The organism is Pseudomonas sp. LjRoot71 (assembly GCF_964253255.1).
Lineage (GTDB): Bacteria > Pseudomonadota > Gammaproteobacteria > Pseudomonadales > Pseudomonadaceae > Aquipseudomonas.
The window spans coordinates 2,696,040-2,715,112 of sequence record NZ_CAXURA020000001.1 but is presented as its reverse complement, the minus strand read 5'-3'; the positions used below and the strand labels follow the sequence as shown (position 1 = coordinate 2,715,112).

General features: G+C 63.5%; 16 protein-coding genes and 1 riboswitch. Of the genes, 8 read left to right on the top strand and 8 right to left on the bottom strand.

Going from position 1 to position 19,073, the window contains the following annotated elements; genetic code table 11:
• Positions 1 to 81: 81 nt before the first annotated feature.
• The 5 genes from ACSQ17_RS12845 to ACSQ17_RS12825 all read right to left on the bottom strand — a co-directional run bounded on the left by ACSQ17_RS12845 (position 82) and on the right by ACSQ17_RS12825 (position 5,966).
• Positions 82 to 402, bottom strand: a complete 321-nt coding sequence (locus ACSQ17_RS12845) for an MliC family protein (RefSeq protein ID WP_436069066.1) — start codon at positions 400 to 402, stop codon at positions 82 to 84.
• Positions 403 to 418: 16 nt separating this feature from the next.
• Positions 419 to 1,579 carry a phosphoglycerate kinase gene (locus ACSQ17_RS12840; RefSeq protein WP_436069064.1) on the bottom strand — a complete coding sequence of 387 codons (1,161 nt, stop codon included), beginning with the start codon at positions 1,577 to 1,579 and terminating at the stop codon, positions 419 to 421.
• Positions 1,580 to 1,581: 2 nt separating this feature from the next.
• Positions 1,582 to 2,637 carry an erythrose-4-phosphate dehydrogenase gene (gene epd / locus ACSQ17_RS12835; protein WP_436069062.1) on the bottom strand — a complete coding sequence of 352 codons (1,056 nt, stop codon included), beginning with the start codon at positions 2,635 to 2,637 and terminating at the stop codon, positions 1,582 to 1,584.
• Between the two features lie 66 nt (positions 2,638 to 2,703).
• Positions 2,704 to 4,704 carry a transketolase gene (tkt, locus tag ACSQ17_RS12830; protein WP_436069060.1) on the bottom strand — a complete coding sequence of 667 codons (2,001 nt, stop codon included), beginning with the start codon at positions 4,702 to 4,704 and terminating at the stop codon, positions 2,704 to 2,706.
• A 137-nt stretch (positions 4,705 to 4,841) separates the two neighbouring features.
• Positions 4,842 to 5,966 carry a TDT family transporter gene (locus ACSQ17_RS12825; protein ID WP_436070472.1) on the bottom strand — a complete coding sequence of 375 codons (1,125 nt, stop codon included), beginning with the start codon at positions 5,964 to 5,966 and terminating at the stop codon, positions 4,842 to 4,844.
• Between the two features lie 110 nt (positions 5,967 to 6,076).
• Here ACSQ17_RS12825 and ACSQ17_RS12820 point away from each other — a divergent pair, with 110 nt between their 5' ends.
• From ACSQ17_RS12820 to ligB, 4 genes are all read left to right on the top strand, one after another.
• A complete protein-coding gene (locus ACSQ17_RS12820) occupies positions 6,077 to 6,988 on the top strand; it encodes a LysR family transcriptional regulator (RefSeq protein ID WP_436069058.1) in 912 nt (303 codons plus the stop codon).
• A gap of 46 nt (positions 6,989 to 7,034) precedes the next feature.
• Positions 7,035 to 8,051 (top strand): ArsR/SmtB family transcription factor, encoded by a 1,017-nt coding sequence (locus ACSQ17_RS12815; RefSeq protein WP_436069056.1) that lies wholly within the window; start codon positions 7,035 to 7,037, stop codon positions 8,049 to 8,051.
• An 11-nt stretch (positions 8,052 to 8,062) separates the two neighbouring features.
• Complete coding sequence (metK, locus tag ACSQ17_RS12810) at positions 8,063 to 9,253, top strand: methionine adenosyltransferase (protein WP_436069054.1); 1,191 nt, start codon at positions 8,063 to 8,065, stop codon at positions 9,251 to 9,253.
• Between the two features lie 120 nt (positions 9,254 to 9,373).
• On the top strand, positions 9,374 to 11,035 hold the full coding sequence (gene ligB, locus ACSQ17_RS12805; RefSeq protein ID WP_436069052.1) for an NAD-dependent DNA ligase LigB: 1,662 nt from the start codon (positions 9,374 to 9,376) through the stop codon (positions 11,033 to 11,035).
• Between the two features lie 5 nt (positions 11,036 to 11,040).
• On the opposite strand, the gene ACSQ17_RS12800 is transcribed toward ligB, so the two are convergent.
• Both ACSQ17_RS12800 and ACSQ17_RS12795 read right to left on the bottom strand, forming a co-directional pair.
• Complete coding sequence (locus ACSQ17_RS12800; RefSeq protein WP_436069050.1) at positions 11,041 to 11,493, bottom strand: c-type cytochrome; 453 nt, start codon at positions 11,491 to 11,493, stop codon at positions 11,041 to 11,043.
• Between the two features lie 122 nt (positions 11,494 to 11,615).
• Positions 11,616 to 12,002 (bottom strand): MAPEG family protein, encoded by a 387-nt coding sequence (locus ACSQ17_RS12795; protein WP_436069048.1) that lies wholly within the window; start codon positions 12,000 to 12,002, stop codon positions 11,616 to 11,618.
• Between the two features lie 191 nt (positions 12,003 to 12,193).
• Positions 12,194 to 12,344, top strand: a riboswitch (S-adenosyl-L-homocysteine riboswitch).
• A 23-nt stretch (positions 12,345 to 12,367) separates the two neighbouring features.
• Between ACSQ17_RS12795 and ahcY the strand changes: the two genes are divergently transcribed.
• The 4 genes from ahcY (at position 12,368) to ACSQ17_RS12775 (ending at position 18,332) form a co-directional block, all read left to right on the top strand.
• Entirely contained in the window at positions 12,368 to 13,756 is a 1,389-nt protein-coding gene (gene ahcY, locus ACSQ17_RS12790; RefSeq protein WP_436069046.1) for an adenosylhomocysteinase, read from the top strand.
• Between the two features lie 99 nt (positions 13,757 to 13,855).
• A complete protein-coding gene (gene metF / locus ACSQ17_RS12785) occupies positions 13,856 to 14,701 on the top strand; it encodes a methylenetetrahydrofolate reductase [NAD(P)H] (protein ID WP_436069044.1) in 846 nt (281 codons plus the stop codon).
• Between the two features lie 186 nt (positions 14,702 to 14,887).
• On the top strand, positions 14,888 to 16,261 hold the full coding sequence (gene ppnN / locus ACSQ17_RS12780) for a nucleotide 5'-monophosphate nucleosidase PpnN (protein WP_436069042.1): 1,374 nt from the start codon (positions 14,888 to 14,890) through the stop codon (positions 16,259 to 16,261).
• Positions 16,262 to 16,490: 229 nt separating this feature from the next.
• Complete coding sequence (locus ACSQ17_RS12775; RefSeq protein ID WP_436069040.1) at positions 16,491 to 18,332, top strand: DEAD/DEAH box helicase; 1,842 nt, start codon at positions 16,491 to 16,493, stop codon at positions 18,330 to 18,332.
• Between the two features lie 102 nt (positions 18,333 to 18,434).
• Here ACSQ17_RS12775 and ACSQ17_RS12770 read toward each other — a convergent pair whose 3' ends face one another.
• Positions 18,435 to 19,013 (bottom strand): YceI family protein, encoded by a 579-nt coding sequence (locus tag ACSQ17_RS12770; protein WP_436069038.1) that lies wholly within the window; start codon positions 19,011 to 19,013, stop codon positions 18,435 to 18,437.
• Positions 19,014 to 19,073 lie beyond the last annotated feature (60 nt).

Sequence of the window (19,073 nt, the reverse complement as noted above, 5' to 3'; positions counted from 1 at the left end):
AATCGTGCAAGCCTGCCGCAGGGGCAGGCGCTATTCAAGTCATTCAGACCGGGGGCGAACCCAGCCTGCATTCAAGTCGTTTCAGGGTGCCTTGCAGCCACGGCCGATCAGGTCGTCATTGGCGGTCCAGTACACCAGCCCTTCTTCACCCTTAGTGTGGAAGGACAACATGCCATCGCTGTACAGCACGCCAGAGCCGGACGGCTCCTCGGTCAGGCGATAAACGATATCGCCGCCACCCAAGCGCACATCGACAGACTCACGGCTGCTGTCGGCAAAGCGCCACAGCACTTCAGCCTGGCTGTCGCAGACCCAGCGCGTCCAGTTGTCCGATGGGGCCGGCTGACTGGCGCATGCGCCCAACAGGCCGGACAACAGCAACAGGGAAACAGGCTTCAGCATGGCCATTACTCCTTAATTACTTGGCGCGCTGTTCCAGCACTTCAACCGCCGGCAGCACCTTGCCTTCGACGAACTCGAGGAACGCGCCACCACCGGTGGAAATGTAGGAGATATTCTCGGCCACGCCGTATTTGTCGATGGCGGCCAGGGTGTCGCCACCACCGGCGATAGAGAACGCCGGGCTTTCGGCGATGGCCAGGGCCAAGGCCTTGGTGCCGTTGCCGAACTGGTCGAACTCGAACACCCCGACCGGGCCGTTCCACAGGATGGTGCTGGAAGCCTTGAGCATTTCGGCAAACAGCGCAGCGGTCTGCGGGCCGATATCGAGGATCATGTCGTCCTCGGCCACGTCGGCAACCAGCTTGACGGTGGCTTCGGCGTCTTCGGCAAAGGCCTTGGCTACTACCACGTCGACCGGCAGCGGCACGCTGACCTTGGCCGCAATGGCCTTGGCGGTGTCGAGCAGGTCGGCTTCATACAGCGACTTGCCGACCGGCAGGCCGGCGGCGGCGAGGAAGGTGTTGGCGATACCGCCACCGACGATCAGCGAGTCGCAGATATCGGCCAGGGAGTTGAGTACATCCAGCTTGGTCGACACCTTGGAGCCGGCAACGATAGCCAGCATCGGCCGGGCCGGTGCACCCAGGGCCTTGCCCAGGGCTTCCAGTTCGGCGGCCAGCAGCGGGCCGGCAGCAGCGACCTTGGCGAACTTGGCTACGCCGTGGGTCGAACCCTCGGCACGGTGGGCGGTGCCGAAGGCGTCCATGACGAACACGTCGCACAGGGCGGCGTACTGCTGGGCCAGATCATCGCTGTTCTTCTTCTCGCCCTTGTTGAAGCGCACGTTCTCGAACAGCACGATGTCGCCGGCCGCAACCGAAACGCCGCTCAGGTAGTCCTTGACCAGCGGCACTTCGCGGCCCAGGGCCTTGGACAGATAGGCAGCGACCGGTGCCAGGCTGTTCTCTTCGCTGAATTCGCCTTCGGTCGGACGGCCCAGGTGCGAGCAGACCATCACCGCCGCGCCCTTTTCCAGCGCCAGCTTGATGGTCGGCAGTGCAGCCAGGATGCGCGCGTCGCTCTTCACCACGCCGTCTTTTACCGGCACGTTGAGGTCTTCGCGGATCAGCACGCGCTTACCGGCGAGGTCGAGGTCGGTCATCTTCAAAACAGTCATGGTCAGTCCTTCACGGGGGCTGGAGTAGTCAGGGAAAGGAAATGTTCGGCGACATCGAGCATGCGGTTGGCAAAACCCCACTCGTTGTCGAACCAGGCCAGCAGGTTGACCAGACGCGGGCCGGACACGCGGGTCTGGCTGCCGTCGACGATGGCCGAATGCGGGTCGTGGTTGAAGTCGCAGCTGGCGTGCGGCAGTTCGGTGTAGGCCAGCAGGCCCTTGAGCGGGCCGCTCTCGGCCGCCTGACGCAGCACCCTGTTGATCTCGGAGGCACTGGTGTCGCGTGCGGTCTGCAGGGTGATATCCAGGCACGAGACATTCACCGTCGGCACGCGAATAGCCTTGGCCTGGATACGTCCGGAAAGCTCCGGCAACAGCCGCTCGATACCGCGCGCCAGGCCGGTGGACACCGGAATCACCGACTGAAAGGCCGAACGCGTACGGCGCAGGTCTTCATGGTGATAGGCATCGATCACCGGCTGATCGTTCATCGCCGAATGGATGGTGGTGATCGACACATAGTCGATGCCCACCGTCTCATTCAGCAGTTTGAGCAGCGGCACACCGCAATTGGTGGTGCAGGAGGCGTTGGACACCAGCTGCTCGCGGCCGCTCAGGCAATCCTGATTGACCCCGAACACCACCGTGGCATCGATATCCGCCTCACTGCTCATCGGCTGTGACAGCAGCACCCGTGGCGCACCGGCATCGATAAACCGCTGCGCCTCGCTCCGGCTGGTGTATTGGCCGGAGCATTCGAGCAACAGGTCAATATCCAGCGCGGCCCAGTCGATGGCTTCCGGCGTGCTTTCACGCAGCACCTTTACGCAATCGCCATTGATGTGCAGGCAGTCGCCATCGACCCGTACCTCACCGGGGAAACGCCCGTGGGTGGAGTCGAAGCGGGTCAGGTACTCGATGCTGGCCTGGTCGGCCAGGTCGTTCAGCGCGACGATTTCCAGCTGCGCCCCGGCACCGCGCTCATGCAACGCGCGCAGCACGCAGCGGCCGATACGGCCGTAACCGTTGAGGGCAATTCGATAGGGGCGCTTGGACATGGCGATCTCGATGGGGAGCCGTAAGATGGGTGAGCCGCCAAGCGGCATCACCCATCATTCGCCGGATCAGGCGTCCAGCAGCTCGGCGGCGGTTTCCAGGATGTTTTCGACGGTGAAGCCGAACTCCTCGAACAGCGCCGGGGCCGGGGCCGACTCACCGAAGGTGGTCATGCCGATAATGCGACCTTCAAGGCCCACGTACTTGTACCAGTAGTCGGCATGCGAGGCTTCGATGGCAATGCGCGCGCTGACCTGCAGCGGCAGCACGGCCTGCTTGTAGCCGGCGTCCTGCGCATCGAACACGCTGGTCGATGGCATGGAAACCACGCGCACCTGACGGCCCTGTTCTTGCAGCTTGGCAGCCGCCTGCATGGCCAGGCCGATTTCCGAACCGGTGGCGATCAGGATCAGCTCCGGCTCGCCAGCGCAGTCTTTCAGCACATAACCACCACGGGCCACATCGGCCAGTTGCTGAGCAGAGCGCGACTGGTGCGGCAGGTTCTGCCGGCTGAAGATCAGCGCGCTCGGGCCGTCGTTGCGCTCAATCGCGTACTTCCAGGCCACCGCTGATTCCACGGCATCGCAGGGACGCCAGGTGTCGAGGTTCGGCGTGCCGCGCAGGCTGGCCAGTTGCTCGATCGGCTGGTGAGTCGGGCCGTCTTCGCCCAGACCGATGGAGTCGTGGGTGAACACATAGAGCACGCGCTTTTTCATCAGCGCCGACATGCGCACGGCGTTGCGCGCGTATTCCATAAAGATCAGGAAGGTCGCGCCGTACGGCACGAAGCCACCGTGCAGGGCGACGCCGTTCATGATCGCGCTCATGCCGAACTCGCGCACGCCGTAGAACATATAGTTGCCGGAAGCGTCGTCAGCCGAAACGCCCTTGCAGCCTTTCCACAGGGTCAGGTTGGAACCGGCCAGGTCCGCCGAACCACCAAGGAACTCCGGCAGCAGCGGGCCGAAGGCGTTCAGGGCATTCTGGCTGGCCTTGCGGCTGGCGATGGTTTCGCCCTTCTCGGCGACGTCCTGGATATAGGCAGCGGCTTTGGCGGCGAAATCGGCCGGCAGCTCACCGCTGATGCGACGCTTGAACTCGCTGGCCAGCTCCGGATGAGCGACGGCGTAGGCAGCAAAGCGCTGATCCCACTCGGCTTCGGCGGCGGCACCAGCCTGCTTGGCGTCCCACTCGGCGTAGATTTCCGCCGGAATTTCGAACGGGCCATGGTTCCAGCCCAGGGTGGCACGGGTCAGGGCGATTTCGTCATTGCCCAGCGGTGCGCCGTGGCACTCTTCCTTGCCCTGCTTGTTCGGCGAACCGAAACCGATGGTGGTCTTGCAGCAGATCAGGGTCGGACGCTCGCTGGTCTTGCGCGCGGTCTCGATGGCCATCTTGATTTCGTCGGCGTCGTGGCCGTCGACATTGCGGATCACCTGCCAGCCGTAGGCTTCGAAGCGCGCCGGGGTGTCGTCGGTGAACCAACCTTCGACTTCACCGTCGATGGAGATGCCGTTATCGTCGTAGAAGGCGACCAGCTTGCCCAGGCCCAGGGTGCCGGCCAGCGAGCAGACCTCATGGCTGATGCCTTCCATCATGCAGCCGTCGCCGAGGAAGGCGTAGGTGAAGTGGTCAACGATCTGGTGGCCGTCGCGGTTGAACTGCGCGCCCAGGACCTTCTCGGCGATGGCGAAACCGACTGCGTTGGCAATGCCCTGACCGAGCGGGCCGGTGGTGGTTTCCACGCCTGGGGTGTAGCCGTATTCCGGGTGGCCCGGAGTGCGGCTGTGCAGTTGGCGGAAGTTTTTCAGGTCTTCGATGCCGAGGTCGTAGCCGGTCAGGTGCAGCAGCGAGTAAATCAGCATCGAGCCGTGGCCGTTGGACAGCACGAAGCGGTCACGGTCGGCGAAGCTCGGGTTGCTCGGGTTGTGCTTGAGGAAGTCGCGCCACAGCACTTCGGCGATATCCGCCATGCCCATCGGGGCACCGGGGTGGCCGCTGTTGGCTTTCTGCACGGCATCCATGCTCAGGGCACGAATGGCATTGGCTCGCTCACGACGGCTGGGCATCACTGAATCTCCTGCGGGGGCTGCTTGGGCAACTGAGGGTCGAAAAAGGCGGCCATTTTCGCCCAGCAGCGCCATGGGGGCAATCACAGATGGTCGTTAAGCCCCAGACAATCGGCAATTAGCCCCCGCCAGACGCCTCAAATCGACGCCTGCGCAGCCAAGCAAGGCGCACGAAACAGCTCGCCGTGCCACAGGCCGTGCAACGTGCGGCGCATCACTAGCAGCCAGACCAGCGCCAGTTTGGCTGCCAGCAACAGGCCCATCCAGGTGAAAAAGGCCAGCCCGGTCAGCTGCTGCAGGGCAAAGGTGGCCAGGGTGAACACCCCCAACGGGAAGGTAAAACCCCACCAGCCCAGATTAAACGGCAACTCACGGCGCATGTAGTGCTGGGTAAACAGACTGGCCGCCACCAGCCACCACAACCCAGCGCCCCACAGCGCCAGCCCACCGACCAGGCCCAACTGCTGCGCCAGCTCGGCCGCGCCCTGCAAGGCCGTCCCCTGCCAGGCCTGCGGCGCGGCCTGACCCAGGCTGATCAGGCCCAGACAGCCGGTGGCCAGCGGCCCCAGTGGCAGCCAGCTGCTGGCGGCAAAATCCATGTCCGGCAACTTGTGCAAGGCCAGGCGCAGCAGCACCAGGGCGATCAGGGCAAACGCCAGGCTCAGCGACAACCCCCACAGCACATAGCCCAGACTCAGCAGCAATTGCGCCGACTCCGCAGCCAGATGCGGTGCCAATGCCGCCGCGCCGCTGGCCACCACCTCCGGTGCGACAATTGGCAGCAGCCAGACGCCGGTCAGGGTCTCCAGCACATGCTGCTGGCGGGTAAACATCAGGTACGGCACGCCCAGCGCCACACCGATGGCCAGCACCAGCGCCAGCCACCACAGGCCGTGGGCCAGCGGCACGATGGACGCGCCCTGCACCGGCACAGCAAACAGCAGCAGGCCGTTGATCACCTGCACCAGCCCCATGGGAATCGCACCGAGGAACATCGACTGCACCGGGTGATCGAGCATCGGCCACAGGGTGTCGCGAAACAGCAGCAGGCGCGCGGCAAACAGCAGACTGAACAGGCCAAACAGCAGCGCGGTCAGCCACCACAGGCCTTCGGCCAGCAGCATCTGCCCGGGGAAAGACAGCGGCAGCCTGGCCACCACCTGGGCCAGCACGCCGGTGCCCATGGTCATGGCAAACCAGTTGGGGGTGAACTGACGCACGAAGGCCAGTGGCTCATGCAGACGGGTAAAGGGGCGCAAGATCACGGCATTCCTCACAGACAATCGCCAATGGCGATCCATGGCTGGGAGATTAGGCAGAGCCGTGCTATAGGTAAAATACATATAAAAGATACAAGGCATACCTTCTATTTATGAATTTGCATCACCTCAAGGTGTTTCTCGCCATCGCCCAGACCGGCAGCATCAGCGCCGGGGCCGCGCGCCTATTTATCAGCCAGCCGGCCGTGACCCGCGAGATCCGCGAGCTGGAGGCACGCCTGCGCCTGCCGCTGTTCGACCGGCAGAGCCGTGGCGTCACCCTGACCGCCGCCGGGCAACGCCTGCTGCCTTATGCCGAGCGCATCTTTGCCCTGGAGCAGGCCGCCGAGCGCGACCTGCAGGCCTTCGCCAGCCTCGGCTGCGGCGAGCTGCAGCTGGGTGCCAGCGCCACCCTCGGCAGTTACTTGCTGCCGGCGCTGATCGCGCAGTTTCATCAGCAATACCCAGGCCTGCAATTGAGCTTGCAGATCGACAACACCGCCGCCAGCCTGCAACAGCTGGAGAACAACGCCATCACCCTGGCGTTTATCGAAGGGCCGTTCGCCGCGGAACAGTTCAACCACCGCCACCTCGGCACTGACGCGCTGTTGCCCGTCGCCAGCCCTAACCACCCACTGGCCCGGCAGACGGCCGTCAGCCCGATTGAGCTGGCCGACGCCGCCCTGCTGATCCGCGAGCAGGGCTCCGGCACCCGCGCCACCCTCGAGCAGGCCTACCAGGCGCTCGGCCTGCAACCGCGCATCGCCATGGCCCTGGGCAACAGCGAGGCGCTGAAACGCAGCCTGCTGGCCGGCCAGACCGTGGCCTGGATTTCCGAACTGGCGGTGCAACAGGAGCTGCGCAGCGGACAACTCTGCCACCTGCCCGTCAGCGGCCTGCAGATCAGCCGCGACCTGCACGCCGTCTGGCGGCGCGAGCACAGCCTGAGCCCGGCCGCTGCCGCACTGCTGGAGCAGGTGGAACAGGCACTGAGCACCAGCAAGGGCAATATCAAAACTTTTTGATATTGCCCTTGCTGGATAAAAAGTGACCGACTAGACTGCCCAGCCTATGAATATGCGCGCCGCCCATCTGGCCTTCGAGCCTGTCGATGCCCTCGCCGCCCTGTGCAAGGCCAGCGGCGACCCGCTGCGCCTGAACATTCTGCGCGCGCTGGCCAACGACTCGTTTGGCGTACTGGAACTGGCGCAGATCTTCGCCACCGGCCAGTCGGGCATCAGCCACCACCTCAAGGTGCTGGCCCAGGCCGGATTGGTGGCCACCCGCCGCGAAGGCAATGCAATCTTCTACCGCCGCGCCCTGGCGCAGAGCGAACAGCTGGGCAGCCGCCTGCACAATGCCCTGCTCGAAGAGATCGACAGCCTGCAGTTGCCGGTCGAGGTGCAAGGGCGGATTGCCGAGGTGCACGGTCAACGCGCCGCCGCCAGCCAGGAATTCTTCGCCCGCACGGCGGCGAGTTTTCAGGCTCAGCAGGATCTGATCGCCGGCCTGCCGCAGTACCGCGACAGCGTGCTGGCCCTGCTCGACGCCCTGGATTTTGCCGACGCGGCCTGCGCCGTGGAAATCGGCCCCGGCGATGGCGGCTTTCTGCCCGAGCTGGCGCAGCGTTTCGCCCAGGTCACAGCGCTGGACAACAGCCCGGCCATGCTCGAGCTGGCCCGCCTGCGCTGTGAGCAAGAAGGCCTGGGCAATGTTCAGCTGCAACTGGCCGACGCCCTGCAGGACGATTACCCGGCCGCCGACTGCCTGGTGCTGAACATGGTGCTGCACCACTTCGCCGCCCCGGCCGAGGCGCTCAAACAGCTGGCACAACGCGTCAAGCCTGGTGGCAGCCTGCTGATCACCGAACTGTGCAGCCACAACCAGAGCTGGGCGCGCGAAGCCTGCGGCGACCTCTGGCTGGGTTTCGAACAGGACGACCTGGCCCGCTGGGCCAGTGCCGCCGCACTCACCCCGAGCGGAAGCCTGTATGTGGGCTTGCGCAACGGCTTCCAGATTCAAGTTCGGCACTTTGCCAAACCGTTAACCACTATCGGCCTGCGGGCCCCAGTTACTGGCCAACAATAGGAAAGCTATCGATGAGCGAATATTCCCTGTTTACCTCTGAGTCCGTGTCCGAAGGCCACCCGGACAAGATCGCCGACCAGATTTCCGATGCCGTGCTCGACGCCATCATCGCCCAGGACAAGCACGCCCGCGTGGCCGTGGAAACCCTGGTCAAGACCGGCGTGGCCATAGTCGCCGGCGAAGTCACCACCAGCGCCTGGGTCGACCTGGAACAGATCGTCCGCGATGTGATCTGCGACATCGGCTACACCAGCTCCAACGTCGGCTTCGACGGTGCCACCTGCGGCGTGATGAACATCATTGGCAAGCAGTCCCCGGACATCAACCAGGGTGTCGACCGCGCCAAGCCGGAAGACCAGGGTGCCGGCGACCAGGGCCTGATGTTCGGCTACGCCAGCAACGAAACCGACGTGCTGATGCCCGCACCGATCTGCTTCAGCCACCGCCTGGTGCAGCGCCAGGCCGAAGCACGCAAGTCCGGCCTGCTGCCGTGGCTGCGCCCGGACGCCAAGAGCCAGGTCACCTGCCAGTACGAAAACGGCAAAGTGGTCGGCATCGACGCCGTGGTGCTGTCCACCCAGCACAACCCGGAAGTGTCGCTGAGCGATCTGCGCGAAGGCGTGATGGAGCTGATCATCAAGCACGCGCTGCCGGCCGAACTGCTGCACAAGGACACCCAGTTCCACATCAACCCGACCGGCAACTTCGTGATCGGCGGCCCGGTGGGCGACTGTGGCCTGACCGGCCGCAAGATCATCGTCGACAGCTACGGCGGTATGGCCCGTCACGGCGGCGGCGCGTTCTCCGGCAAGGACCCATCCAAGGTTGACCGCTCGGCTGCCTACGCTGGCCGTTATGTAGCCAAAAACATCGTCGCCGCCGGCCTGGCCGACCGCTGCGAGATCCAGGTGTCCTACGCCATCGGCGTGGCCCTGCCGACCTCTATCTCGATCAACACCTTCGGCACCCACAAGATCGCCGAAGACAAGATCATCAAGCTGGTGCGTGAAGTGTTCGACCTGCGTCCGTACGCCATCACCAAGATGCTCGACCTGCTGCACCCGATGTACCAGGAAACTGCAGCCTACGGTCACTTCGGCCGTACGCCGCAACAGAAGACTGTCGGCAACGACACCTTCAGCACCTTCACCTGGGAGAAGACCGACAAGGTCGCCGACCTGCGCGCCGCTGCCGGCCTGTAAGGTTTCCCCGGAATGCAAAAAGCCCCGCCTAGTGCGGGGCTTTTTCTTTCCCGCGATTCGGCCTGCAGGGGCAAAAGCGACTAGGCTGAGTGAGCCATCTGCCGAGCAAGGACGCTCACGATGAACACCCACATTGCCTGCCTGTTGCTGTTTAGCAGCTCCCTCTGGGCCGCCTGCCCCGACTGGTCCACCAGCCGCGCCGAACGCGAACTCAATGCCCTGAGCCAACAGCTGGCCAAATGGGACGATGCTTATCACCGCCAGGGGCAAAGCCCGGTAGACGACGAGCTGTATGACCAGGCCAGCAGCACGTTGCAGCACTGGCGCAGCTGCTTCCCCGCAATCCACAGTGCAGCTGATAACCCCCTGACCAGCAGCGCCGGGCCGCAACCGCACCCAGTGGCCCACACCGGTCTGCGCAAGCTGCCGGACAAACACGCCGTCGCGCGCTGGATCGCCAACCGCGATGAGCTGTGGATTCAGCCCAAGGTCGATGGCGTGGCTGTCAGCCTGGTGTATCGCCAGGGCCGTTTGCAGCAGTTGATCAGCCGCGGCGACGGCCGTCAGGGGCAAGACTGGACCCAGCTGGCCCGCCAGCTGCCGGCAATTCCCGCCGAGTTGCCTTCGGCGCTGAATCTGACCCTGCAAGGCGAGCTGTACTGGCGCATGCCAACACATATCCAGCATAAACAGGGCAGCCAGGGCGCACGCAGCAAGGTAGCCGGGCTCATGAATCGGCAGACGCTGAGCGACGAGGACGCCGCTGGCATTGGCCTGTTTGTCTGGGATTGGCCCGACGGCCCGGCCAACATGCTGGAGCGCCTGCAACAATTGAATGCCCTGGGCTTTGCCGACAGCGCCCGGTTCAGCCAGCCCATCCGCAGCGTGGCCGACGCCACCCGCTGGCGCGAGCAGTGGTACCGCAACGCCCTGCCCTTCGCCAGCGATGGCGTGGTTCTGCGCCAGGGCCAGCGCCCACCGGCCGCACGCTGGCAAGCGCAACCGCCACACTGGGCAGTGGCCTGGAAATACCCGGTCAGCCAGGCCCTGGCCGTGGTGCAGGCCGTGGATTTTCGCATTGGCCGCAGCGGGCGTATCACCCCGATGCTGCGCGTGCAGCCGGTAAAACTGGATGACCGACGCATCGAATACGTCAGCGCCAACTCGCTGCAACGCTGGCAGACGCTGGATATTCGCCCCGGTGATCAGGTGGTGATTCGCCTCTCCGGGCTGACCATACCGGTGCTCGACAGCGTGCTCTGGCATACCCAGGAGCGCGCCGAACTGCAGGTACCGGATGCCGGCGCTTACAACACGCTGAGCTGCTGGCAGGCCAGCGCCGGCTGCGCCAGCCAGTTTCGCGCACGCCTGGCCTGGCTTAGCGGCAAACAGGGTCTGGCCCTGCCTGGGGTCGGCCCCGGCACCTGGGAAAAGCTGTTGCAGGCGGGAAAGATCAACGGCCTGTTGGACTGGCTGGACCTGTCCACCGAGCAGCTGAGCCGCGTACCCGGCCTTGGCCCACGCAGCGCAGCAGCTTTGCAGCAGAGCTTCCAGGTGGCTCGAACACGTCCGCAGCAGGCCTGGCTGCGCGCCCTCGGGGTTCCGCGCCAGGTGCCGTTGGACGCCGACTGGGACAGCCTGGCACGACGCAGTGCAGCCGACTGGCAGCGCCTGCCCGGTATCGGCGCGCAACGCTCGGCGCAGCTAGAAGCGTTCTTTCAACACCCCGAGGTCAAAAACCTGCAAGCCCAGTTGCGAGGAGCGCAGATTGCAGGGTTCTGAGACGTCTAGAACGCGCGAAACTCTTCATGGCAGGCCTTGCAGCTGTCCTCGACACGCTGCATTGGCACAGCGAGTGCTTCAGGCGTCAGCGGTTGCACGGCAGTAGCGGCCACCAGCGCAGCCGTACTGGCCTCCATGGCCCGGGCCAGCTCCTGAAAGCGCGCCTGACGCTGCCAGACCTCATCCTTGGCACGGCTTTCACCGCCCTCTTCTTCGCGTACCTGTGGGAAGTGCTGCCAGGGCTTGCGCGTCAGTTGATCCAACTCGGTGGCGCCCACCACAAATGCTTGCTCTTTGAAGGGCAGACGGCCACGCAGCATACCGCCGAGGTTCTCGCTGACCTTGAGCATCTGCTTGAACAACGCCTGCCGCTGACCTTGTGGCGAATTGGGGTCAACACCGCCGCAACCACTCACGGCCAGGGCCAGCACAACGCAGAACAGAGTCTTGAGTTTCATAACACCTTCACTGCCAAGAACCGGTGAATAACGGGCGACAGTATCGCCACCCACTACCCACCGGCCAAGCGTGGTGTTTTGCCGCAGTTGTCAGACCCTGGGCAGGTTCACGTGCGCCGAGGTCAGGCGGAAACCACAAACAGGCTGACGATCAGGGCCATACCGGCGAGCCACACCAGCGAACGGATCGGCCCCCAATCCGCCAGATAGCAGAGGAAATACAGCACCCGGCTGACCACGAACGCCATCGCCAGTTGATCCAGCAACCCCTGCTCAGCGCCACCGGCCTGGTGGGCGATGATCACCGCCGCCGCAAAGGCCGGCGTTACCTCGAAACCGTTGAGCTGGGCGTTATTGGCGCGCTTACGCCAGCCTTCCAGGCCAGATAGAAAGGCACGCGGGTCGCTGTTGGCACGCGGCCCGTAGCCTGCACCGAAAAATTTGGCGCCGGCCGTGGCCAGATACGGCAGGACGATGGCGATCAGCACACACCAGTAAGCAAGGGTCATGAAGGCTCCAGAAGCGCGGACAGTAGGATGTGCAGCCTGTCTCAGGCAGCGCACAAAGGCCATGGCTGAATGGGTCAGAAGCCATGACACACCGGCCAATTACCCCGACAGAAAGCCTTGGGCTTATGCCCCAGGCTGGCTATACTTCGCCAGCTTCATGTGGCCGGCACAGCTCCGGTCGCTCCCGCCACCTGTCCGAGGGGCGCTGCAGCATGCGGTAAGTTTGTTTTGAATCCCCAAGCCTCGCATTCCAGCAATGCAATCAGGCGGATTTAAATCAACCTTCCGCCTGTCAGGCTCGGATGGGGCGTTAACCATACGCATCAACGGCGCCCATTCGCAGACAACGAATGGAGTGCTATTGCATGTCTTTCAACGATTTTAAAGTCGCAGATATTTCCCTGGCCGCCTGGGGCCGTCGCGAAACCATCATCGCCGAATCCGAGATGCCAGCCCTGATGGGCCTGCGCCGCAAATACGCCGGTGAGCAGCCGCTGAAAGGCGCGAAGATCATCGGCTGCATCCACATGACCATCCAGACTGCCGTGCTGATCGAAACCCTGACAGCACTGGGCGCCGAAGTACGCTGGTCGTCGTGCAACATCTTCTCGACTCAGGATCAGGCTGCTGCCGCCATCGCCGCTGCCGGCATCCCGGTATTCGCCTGGAAGGGCGAAACCGAAGAAGAGTATGAGTGGTGCATCGAGCAAACCATCCTCAAGGACGGCAAGCCATGGGATGCCAACATGATCCTCGACGACGGCGGCGACCTGACCGAGATCCTGCACAAGAAATACCCGCAGATGCTTGAGCGCATCCACGGCGTCACCGAAGAAACCACCACCGGCGTGCACCGCCTGCTGGACATGCTGGCCAAGGGCGAGTTGAAGATCCCGGCGATCAACGTCAACGACTCGGTGACCAAGAGCAAGAACGACAACAAGTACGGCTGCCGTCACAGCCTGAACGACGCGATCAAGCGCGGCACCGACCACCTGCTGTCCGGCAAACAAGCGCTGGTTATCGGCTACGGCGACGTGGGCAAGGGCTCGGCACAGTCGCTGCGTCAGGAAGGCATGATCGTACGCGTGACCGAAGTGGACCCGATCTGCGCCATGCAGGCCTGCATGGACGGCTACGAAGTGGTGTCGCCATTCATCGACGGCATCAACGACGGCACCGAGGCCAGCATCGACAAGGCCCTGCTGGGCAAGATCGACCTGCTGGTGACCACCACCGGTAACGTCAATGTGTGCGATGCCAACATGCTCAAGGCCCTGAAAAAGCGCGCCGTGGTGTGCAACATCGGCCACTTCGACAATGAAATCGACACGGCTTTCATGCGCAAGAACTGGGCATGGGAAGAGGTCAAACCGCAGGTGCACAAGATCCACCGCACCGGTGCCGGCAGCTTCGATCCGCACAACGATGACTACCTGATCCTGCTGGCCGAAGGCCGTCTGGTGAACCTGGGCAACGCCACCGGTCACCCGAGCCGGATCATGGACGGCTCGTTCGCCAACCAGGTGCTGGCGCAGATCTTCCTGTTCGGCCAGAAGTACGCCGACCTGAGCCCGGCGCAGAAAGCCGAGCGCCTGACCGTGGAAGTGCTGCCGAAGAAACTCGACGAAGAAGTGGCCCTGGAAATGGTCAAGGGCTTCGGCGGCGTGGTCACCCAGCTGACCAAGACCCAGGCCGACTACATCGGCGTGCCGCAGGCCGGTCCGTTCAAGCCACACGCTTACCGCTACTAATGCGTAGGGTGGATAAGCCCATGGCTTATCCACCGCCGACTTCCCGCAAGGTGGATGGCTCAACGCCATCCACCCTACGTCTGCAAGGCTAGAAACCCCATGAGCCAAGAACGCCGTTACAGCTTCGAGTTCTTTCCTACCAAGACCGAAGCCGGGCACGAAAAACTGATGAGCGTGGCGCGCCAACTGGCCACCTACAAACCTGATTTCTTCTCCTGCACCTACGGTGCCGGTGGCTCCACCCGCGACCGCACGCTGAACACCGTGCTGCAACTCGACGGCGACGTGAAGGTGCCGACCGCACCGCACCTGTCCTGCGTCGGTGATAGCAAGGCCGAGCTGCGTGAGCTGCTGAACCTTTACAAGAACTCCGGCATCAAGCGCATCGTCGCCCTGCGTGGCGACCTGCCGTCGGGTATGGGCATGGCCAGTGGCGAGCTGCGTTACGCCAACGAGCTGGTCAGCTTTATCCGCGAAGAAACCGCCGATCACTTCCATATCGAAGTCGCCGCCTACCCGGAAATGCACCCGCAGGCGCGCAACTTTGAGGACGACATCGCCAACTTCGTGCGCAAGGCCAAAGCTGGTGCGGACAGTGCGATCACCCAGTACTTCTTCAACGCCGACTGCTACTTCTACTTTGTCGACCGCGTGCGCAAGCTGGGCGTGGATATTCCGGTGGTACCCGGCATCATGCCGATCACCAACTACAGCAAGCTGGCGCGCTTCTCCGACGCCTGCGGCGCGGAAATTCCGCGCTGGGTGCGCAAGCAGCTGGAAGCCTACGGTGACGACACCGACAGCATTCAGGCGTATGGCGAGCAGGTCATCACTGAGATGTGCGAGCGCCTGCTGCAAGGCGGTGCCCCAGGCCTGCACTTCTACAGCATGAACCAGGCCGAACCGAGCCTGGCGATCTGGAACAACCTCAAGCTGCCACGCTGAGGGGCTCTACCTCGTCCATGGTCACCCTAGGTGCCATGGACGTTTCCCGCGACACCCTCCTCAGCTGTGACTTCAACAGAGCGCCCTGCCTCAGACATATCCTGCAGTGACTCGTCAGCGTCGCCGACTTGACCACAAGGTCAACCCTGCATAGCTTGAAGCTCAAGACCACCATGGAGTTGCTCAATGGTCAGCAGAAAAACCATCACCGCGTCCGTCACCCCCAAAGGCAGCCTGGAAACCCTCTCGCAGCGTGAAGTGCAGCAGCTGCGCGAAACCGGTTCCGGCAGCGTCTATGCACTGTTCCGCCAATGCGCCCTGGCCATCCTCAACACCGGTTCGCACAGCGACAACGCCAAGACCATTCTGGAAGCCTACCCGGACTTCGAAATCAGCATCCTGCAGCAGGATCGCGGCATCCGCCTGGAGCTTTTCAACGCGCCGGCCGACGCCTTCGTCGATGGCGAAATGATCGCCAGCACCCGTGAGATGCTGTTCAGCGCCCTGCGCGATATCGTCTACACGCAGAGCGAGCTGGAAAACCAGCGCATCGATTTCAGCAATTCCCAGGGCATCACCGATTACGTCTTCCACCTGCTGCGTAATGCCCACACCCTGCGCGCCGGTGTCGAGCCGAAGATTGTGGTGTGCTGGGGTGGCCACTCGATCAGCACCGAAGAATACAAATACACCAAAAAAGTCGGCCACGAACTGGGCCTGCGCGGGCTGGACATCTGCACCGGCTGCGGCCCAGGCGTGATGAAGGGGCCAATGAAAGGCGCGACCATCTCCCACGCCAAACAGCGCAACGTGCATGGCCGCTACCTGGGCCTGACCGAGCCGGGGATCATCGCTGCTGAAGCGCCCAACCCGATTGTTAACGAGCTGGTGATCCTGCCGGACATCGAGAAGCGCCTGGAGGCGTTCGTCCGCGTCGGCCACGGCATCATCATCTTCCCTGGCGGCGCGGGCACGGCCGAGGAGCTGCTGTATTTCCTCGGCATCCTCATGCACCCGGATAACCAGAACATCCCCTTCCCGCTGATCATGACCGGGCCACGCAGCGCCGCCGCCTACCTGGAGCAGCTGCATGCCTTTATCGGTGCGACGCTGGGTGAAGCCGCGCAGCAGCGCTACCGCATCATCATCAACGACCCAGAGCAGGTCGCCCGGGAAATGGCTGCCGGGATCAAGGCGGTGAAACAATTCCGCCGCGAACACAACGACGCCTTCCACTTCAACTGGCTGCTGAAGATCGACGAAAGCTTCCAGCATCCGTTCGAACCGACCCATGCCAACATGGCCAGCCTCAAGCTGACCCGCGAGCAACCGGTGCATGAGCTGGCCGCCAACCTGCGCCGGGCGTTTTCCGGGATTGTCTCGGGCAACGTCAAGGACAAGGGCATCCGCCTGATTGAGCAACACGGCCCGTATGAAATCAGCGGCGAGCGCGAGATCATGCTGCAGCTGGATCGACTGCTGCAGGCCTTCGTCGATCAGCACCGCATGAAACTGCCGGGCAACAGTGCCTATGTGCCCTGCTACAAACTGGTCACCTGATCAGCTGTAAACCGCGCCATTGCTGAGCCGCCTGGCGCGGGCAACCACCGGGCAGGCCGACACTCGCACAGCAGGTCGGCTCTGTTATACTCGGGCCTTCCCGCCAGGCTTGCGCCCGGATGCTAGCCCCCAGAGGCCAGTAGTACCGGACGGGATTACGCCTCCCAAGCGTGATTCAAGCCAGGCAATACACCCCATAGGGCTGCGCCCTCACTAGACAGGATTACACATGTCCTTTGCCTCCCTCGGTCTCTCCGAGGCTTTAGTCCGTGCGGTCGAAGCCGCCGGCTACACCCAACCCACTCCGGTGCAACAGCGGGCCATCCCCGCCGCGTTGCAAGGTCGCGACCTGATGGTGGCGGCCCAGACGGGTACAGGTAAGACGGGCGGTTTTGCCCTGCCGATTCTTGAGCGACTGTTCCCTAACGGTCACCCGGATCGCGAACAACGCCACGGCCCGAAACAACCGCGTGTACTGGTGCTCACTCCCACCCGCGAACTGGCCGCCCAGGTGCATGACAGCTTCAAGCTGTATGCCCGCGATTTGAAATTCGTCAGCGCCTGCATCTTCGGCGGCGTTGGCATGAACCCACAGATCCAGGCCCTGGCCAAGGGCGTCGACGTGTTGGTGGCCTGTCCCGGCCGCCTGCTCGACCTGGCCAACCAGCGCGCCATCGACCTCTCGCACGTGGAAATCCTCGTGCTCGACGAAGCCGACCGCATGCTCGACATGGGTTTTATCCATGACGTGAAAAAGGTACTCGCCAAGCTGCCCGCACAGCGGCAGAACCTGCTGTTCTCGGCGACCTTCTCGAAAGACATCACCGACCTGGCCGGCAAGCTGCTGCACAACCCGGAACGCATCGAAGTGACGCCGCCGAACACCACGGTCGAGCGCATCGAGCAGCGCGTGTTCCGTCTGGCTGCCAGCCACAAGCGCGCCCTGCTCGCCCACCTGATCACCCAGGGTGCCTGGGAGCAAGTGCTGGTGTTTACCCGCACTAAGCACGGCGCCAACCGCCTGGCCGAGTACCTCGACAAGCACGGTTTGCCCGCCGTGGCGATCCACGGTAACAAGAGCCAGAACGCCCGCACCAAGGCGCTGGCCGACTTCAAAGCGAACAAGGTGCGCATTCTGGTGGCCACCGATATCGCCGCCCGCGGCCTGGATATCGACCAACTGCCCCACGTGGTCAACTTCGAACTGCCCAACGTTGAAGAAGACTACGTGCACCGCATCGGCCGCACCGGACGTGCCGGCCGTAGCGGTGAAGCGATCTCGCTGGTCGCACCAGACGAAGAGAAGCTGCTTAAAGGCATTGAGCGCATGACCAAGCAGAAGATCCCGGACGGCGATCTGCTGGGCTTTGATGCCAGCACCGTTGAGGCAGAGCGCCCGGAAGTGCGTGAGCCGCAAAAACCGCGTCAACCGCGCGGGGCCAAGCCAGAAGGCGAACGCCATGGCGGCGGACGCAAGGACAAAGGCAAGGACAGCGGCCGCGACAACAGCCGCAAGCCGCAGGGTGGCCGTGCGCAACAACCGCGCGGCACGGCCCGCGCCGCTGCGCCAGCCGTGCCCGCGTTGCCTCCGGACCGTGCGCCGGACGAATTCCGCGACGATGACATCGATAATTTCGGCAACCGCGCCGACTACGTCAGCCCGAACCAGAACAAGCAGCAGAACCGTGGCCGTCGGCCCGGTGCGCCTAGCGCCAGTAACAGTGCAGGCCAGGGTGCACGCCCAGCCAAGCCGCCACGCAGCAATGGCGGCGGTGCCAATGCCGGTGGCCAGGGCCGCCGCCAGGGTGGCGCCGCTCAAGGTGGCCAGGGTCGCAATGGTGCTGGCCGTGCACGTCCGCCGCGCGACACCCGCACCACCTCGCTGAATCGCGATGAGCTGCCACGCCAGGAAGCTGCGGTGAAAAGCCCACGCGACAAACAACCGGTGATCGTGCACAAGGGCTCGCGCCTGGACCGCTTCCCGACCCCGGAGCAGCTCGACGAACTGGCCAGCGCCCGCCCACGCGGCGAGAAACCGGCCCTGCTGACGCGCAACCGCGAAGAGTCATAGTCAGCTAGCCGGCCGTTGAAACACAAAACGAAAAACGCCGCCCATTGGGCGGCGTTTTTGTTGGCAGGTCTGAACAGGCGGGTTATGTCCCGCCTGGCAGGCTTACTGGCGTACGCCTTCAACCGAGATGATCAGCTCAACGTCCTGAGACGCAGGGCCGAGGTCTTTCTGGATGTCGAAGTCTTTCAGCTTCAGTTTGGTGCTGCCCTCAAAGCCGGCACGGTAGCCGCCCCATGGGTCTTTGCCTTCGCCGATAAACTTGGCCGCAATCACCACCGGCTTGGTCACACCATTGAGGGTCAGGTCGCCGGTGATATCGGCAGTGCCTTCACCGGTGGATTTCACCGAAGTGGAGGTGAAGGTCGCAGTCGGGTGCTTGCTGACGTTGAGGAAATCACCGCTGCGGATGTGCTTGTCACGCTCGGCGTGGTTGGTGTCGACGCTGGTGGTGTTCAGGGTGACATTGACCTTGCTGTCCTGCGGCTTGGCGGCGTCGAAGCTGAAGCTGCCATCGAAGTCTTTAAAAGTACCGTACAACCAGCTGTAGCCCAGGTGGCTGATCTTGAAGTTGACGAAGGCGTGTTGGCCTTGCTTGTCGATGGCGTAATCAGCCGCCATCGCCTGACCAACACCCATCAACGCACCACCAAGTGCCAGGGCTACGAGGGTTTTCTTCAACATGGGCATGCTCCTTGTGTGTGTGGAATGGGCACGGGTCATCCAGCGCCCGGAAACAGCGAA

Excerpts from the sequence above, each read along its gene's own strand:
- ACSQ17_RS12845 (WP_436069066.1), bottom strand. The coding sequence starts at position 402 with ATGCTGAAGCCTGTTTCCCTGTTGCTGTTGTCCGGCCTGTTGGGCGCA.
- ACSQ17_RS12840 (WP_436069064.1), bottom strand. The coding sequence starts at position 1,579 with ATGACTGTTTTGAAGATGACCGACCTCGACCTCGCCGGTAAGCGCGTG.
- epd (WP_436069062.1), bottom strand. The coding sequence starts at position 2,637 with ATGTCCAAGCGCCCCTATCGAATTGCCCTCAACGGTTACGGCCGTATC.
- tkt (WP_436069060.1), bottom strand. The coding sequence starts at position 4,704 with ATGCCCAGCCGTCGTGAGCGAGCCAATGCCATTCGTGCCCTGAGCATG.
- ACSQ17_RS12820 (WP_436069058.1), top strand. The coding sequence starts at position 6,077 with ATGAATTTGCATCACCTCAAGGTGTTTCTCGCCATCGCCCAGACCGGC.
- ACSQ17_RS12815 (WP_436069056.1), top strand. The coding sequence starts at position 7,035 with ATGAATATGCGCGCCGCCCATCTGGCCTTCGAGCCTGTCGATGCCCTC.
- metK (WP_436069054.1), top strand. The coding sequence starts at position 8,063 with ATGAGCGAATATTCCCTGTTTACCTCTGAGTCCGTGTCCGAAGGCCAC.
- ligB (WP_436069052.1), top strand. The coding sequence starts at position 9,374 with ATGAACACCCACATTGCCTGCCTGTTGCTGTTTAGCAGCTCCCTCTGG.
- ACSQ17_RS12800 (WP_436069050.1), bottom strand. The coding sequence starts at position 11,493 with ATGAAACTCAAGACTCTGTTCTGCGTTGTGCTGGCCCTGGCCGTGAGT.
- ACSQ17_RS12795 (WP_436069048.1), bottom strand. The coding sequence starts at position 12,002 with ATGACCCTTGCTTACTGGTGTGTGCTGATCGCCATCGTCCTGCCGTAT.
- ahcY (WP_436069046.1), top strand. The coding sequence starts at position 12,368 with ATGTCTTTCAACGATTTTAAAGTCGCAGATATTTCCCTGGCCGCCTGG.
- metF (WP_436069044.1), top strand. The coding sequence starts at position 13,856 with ATGAGCCAAGAACGCCGTTACAGCTTCGAGTTCTTTCCTACCAAGACC.
- ppnN (WP_436069042.1), top strand. The coding sequence starts at position 14,888 with ATGGTCAGCAGAAAAACCATCACCGCGTCCGTCACCCCCAAAGGCAGC.
- ACSQ17_RS12775 (WP_436069040.1), top strand. The coding sequence starts at position 16,491 with ATGTCCTTTGCCTCCCTCGGTCTCTCCGAGGCTTTAGTCCGTGCGGTC.
- ACSQ17_RS12770 (WP_436069038.1), bottom strand. The coding sequence starts at position 19,013 with ATGTTGAAGAAAACCCTCGTAGCCCTGGCACTTGGTGGTGCGTTGATG.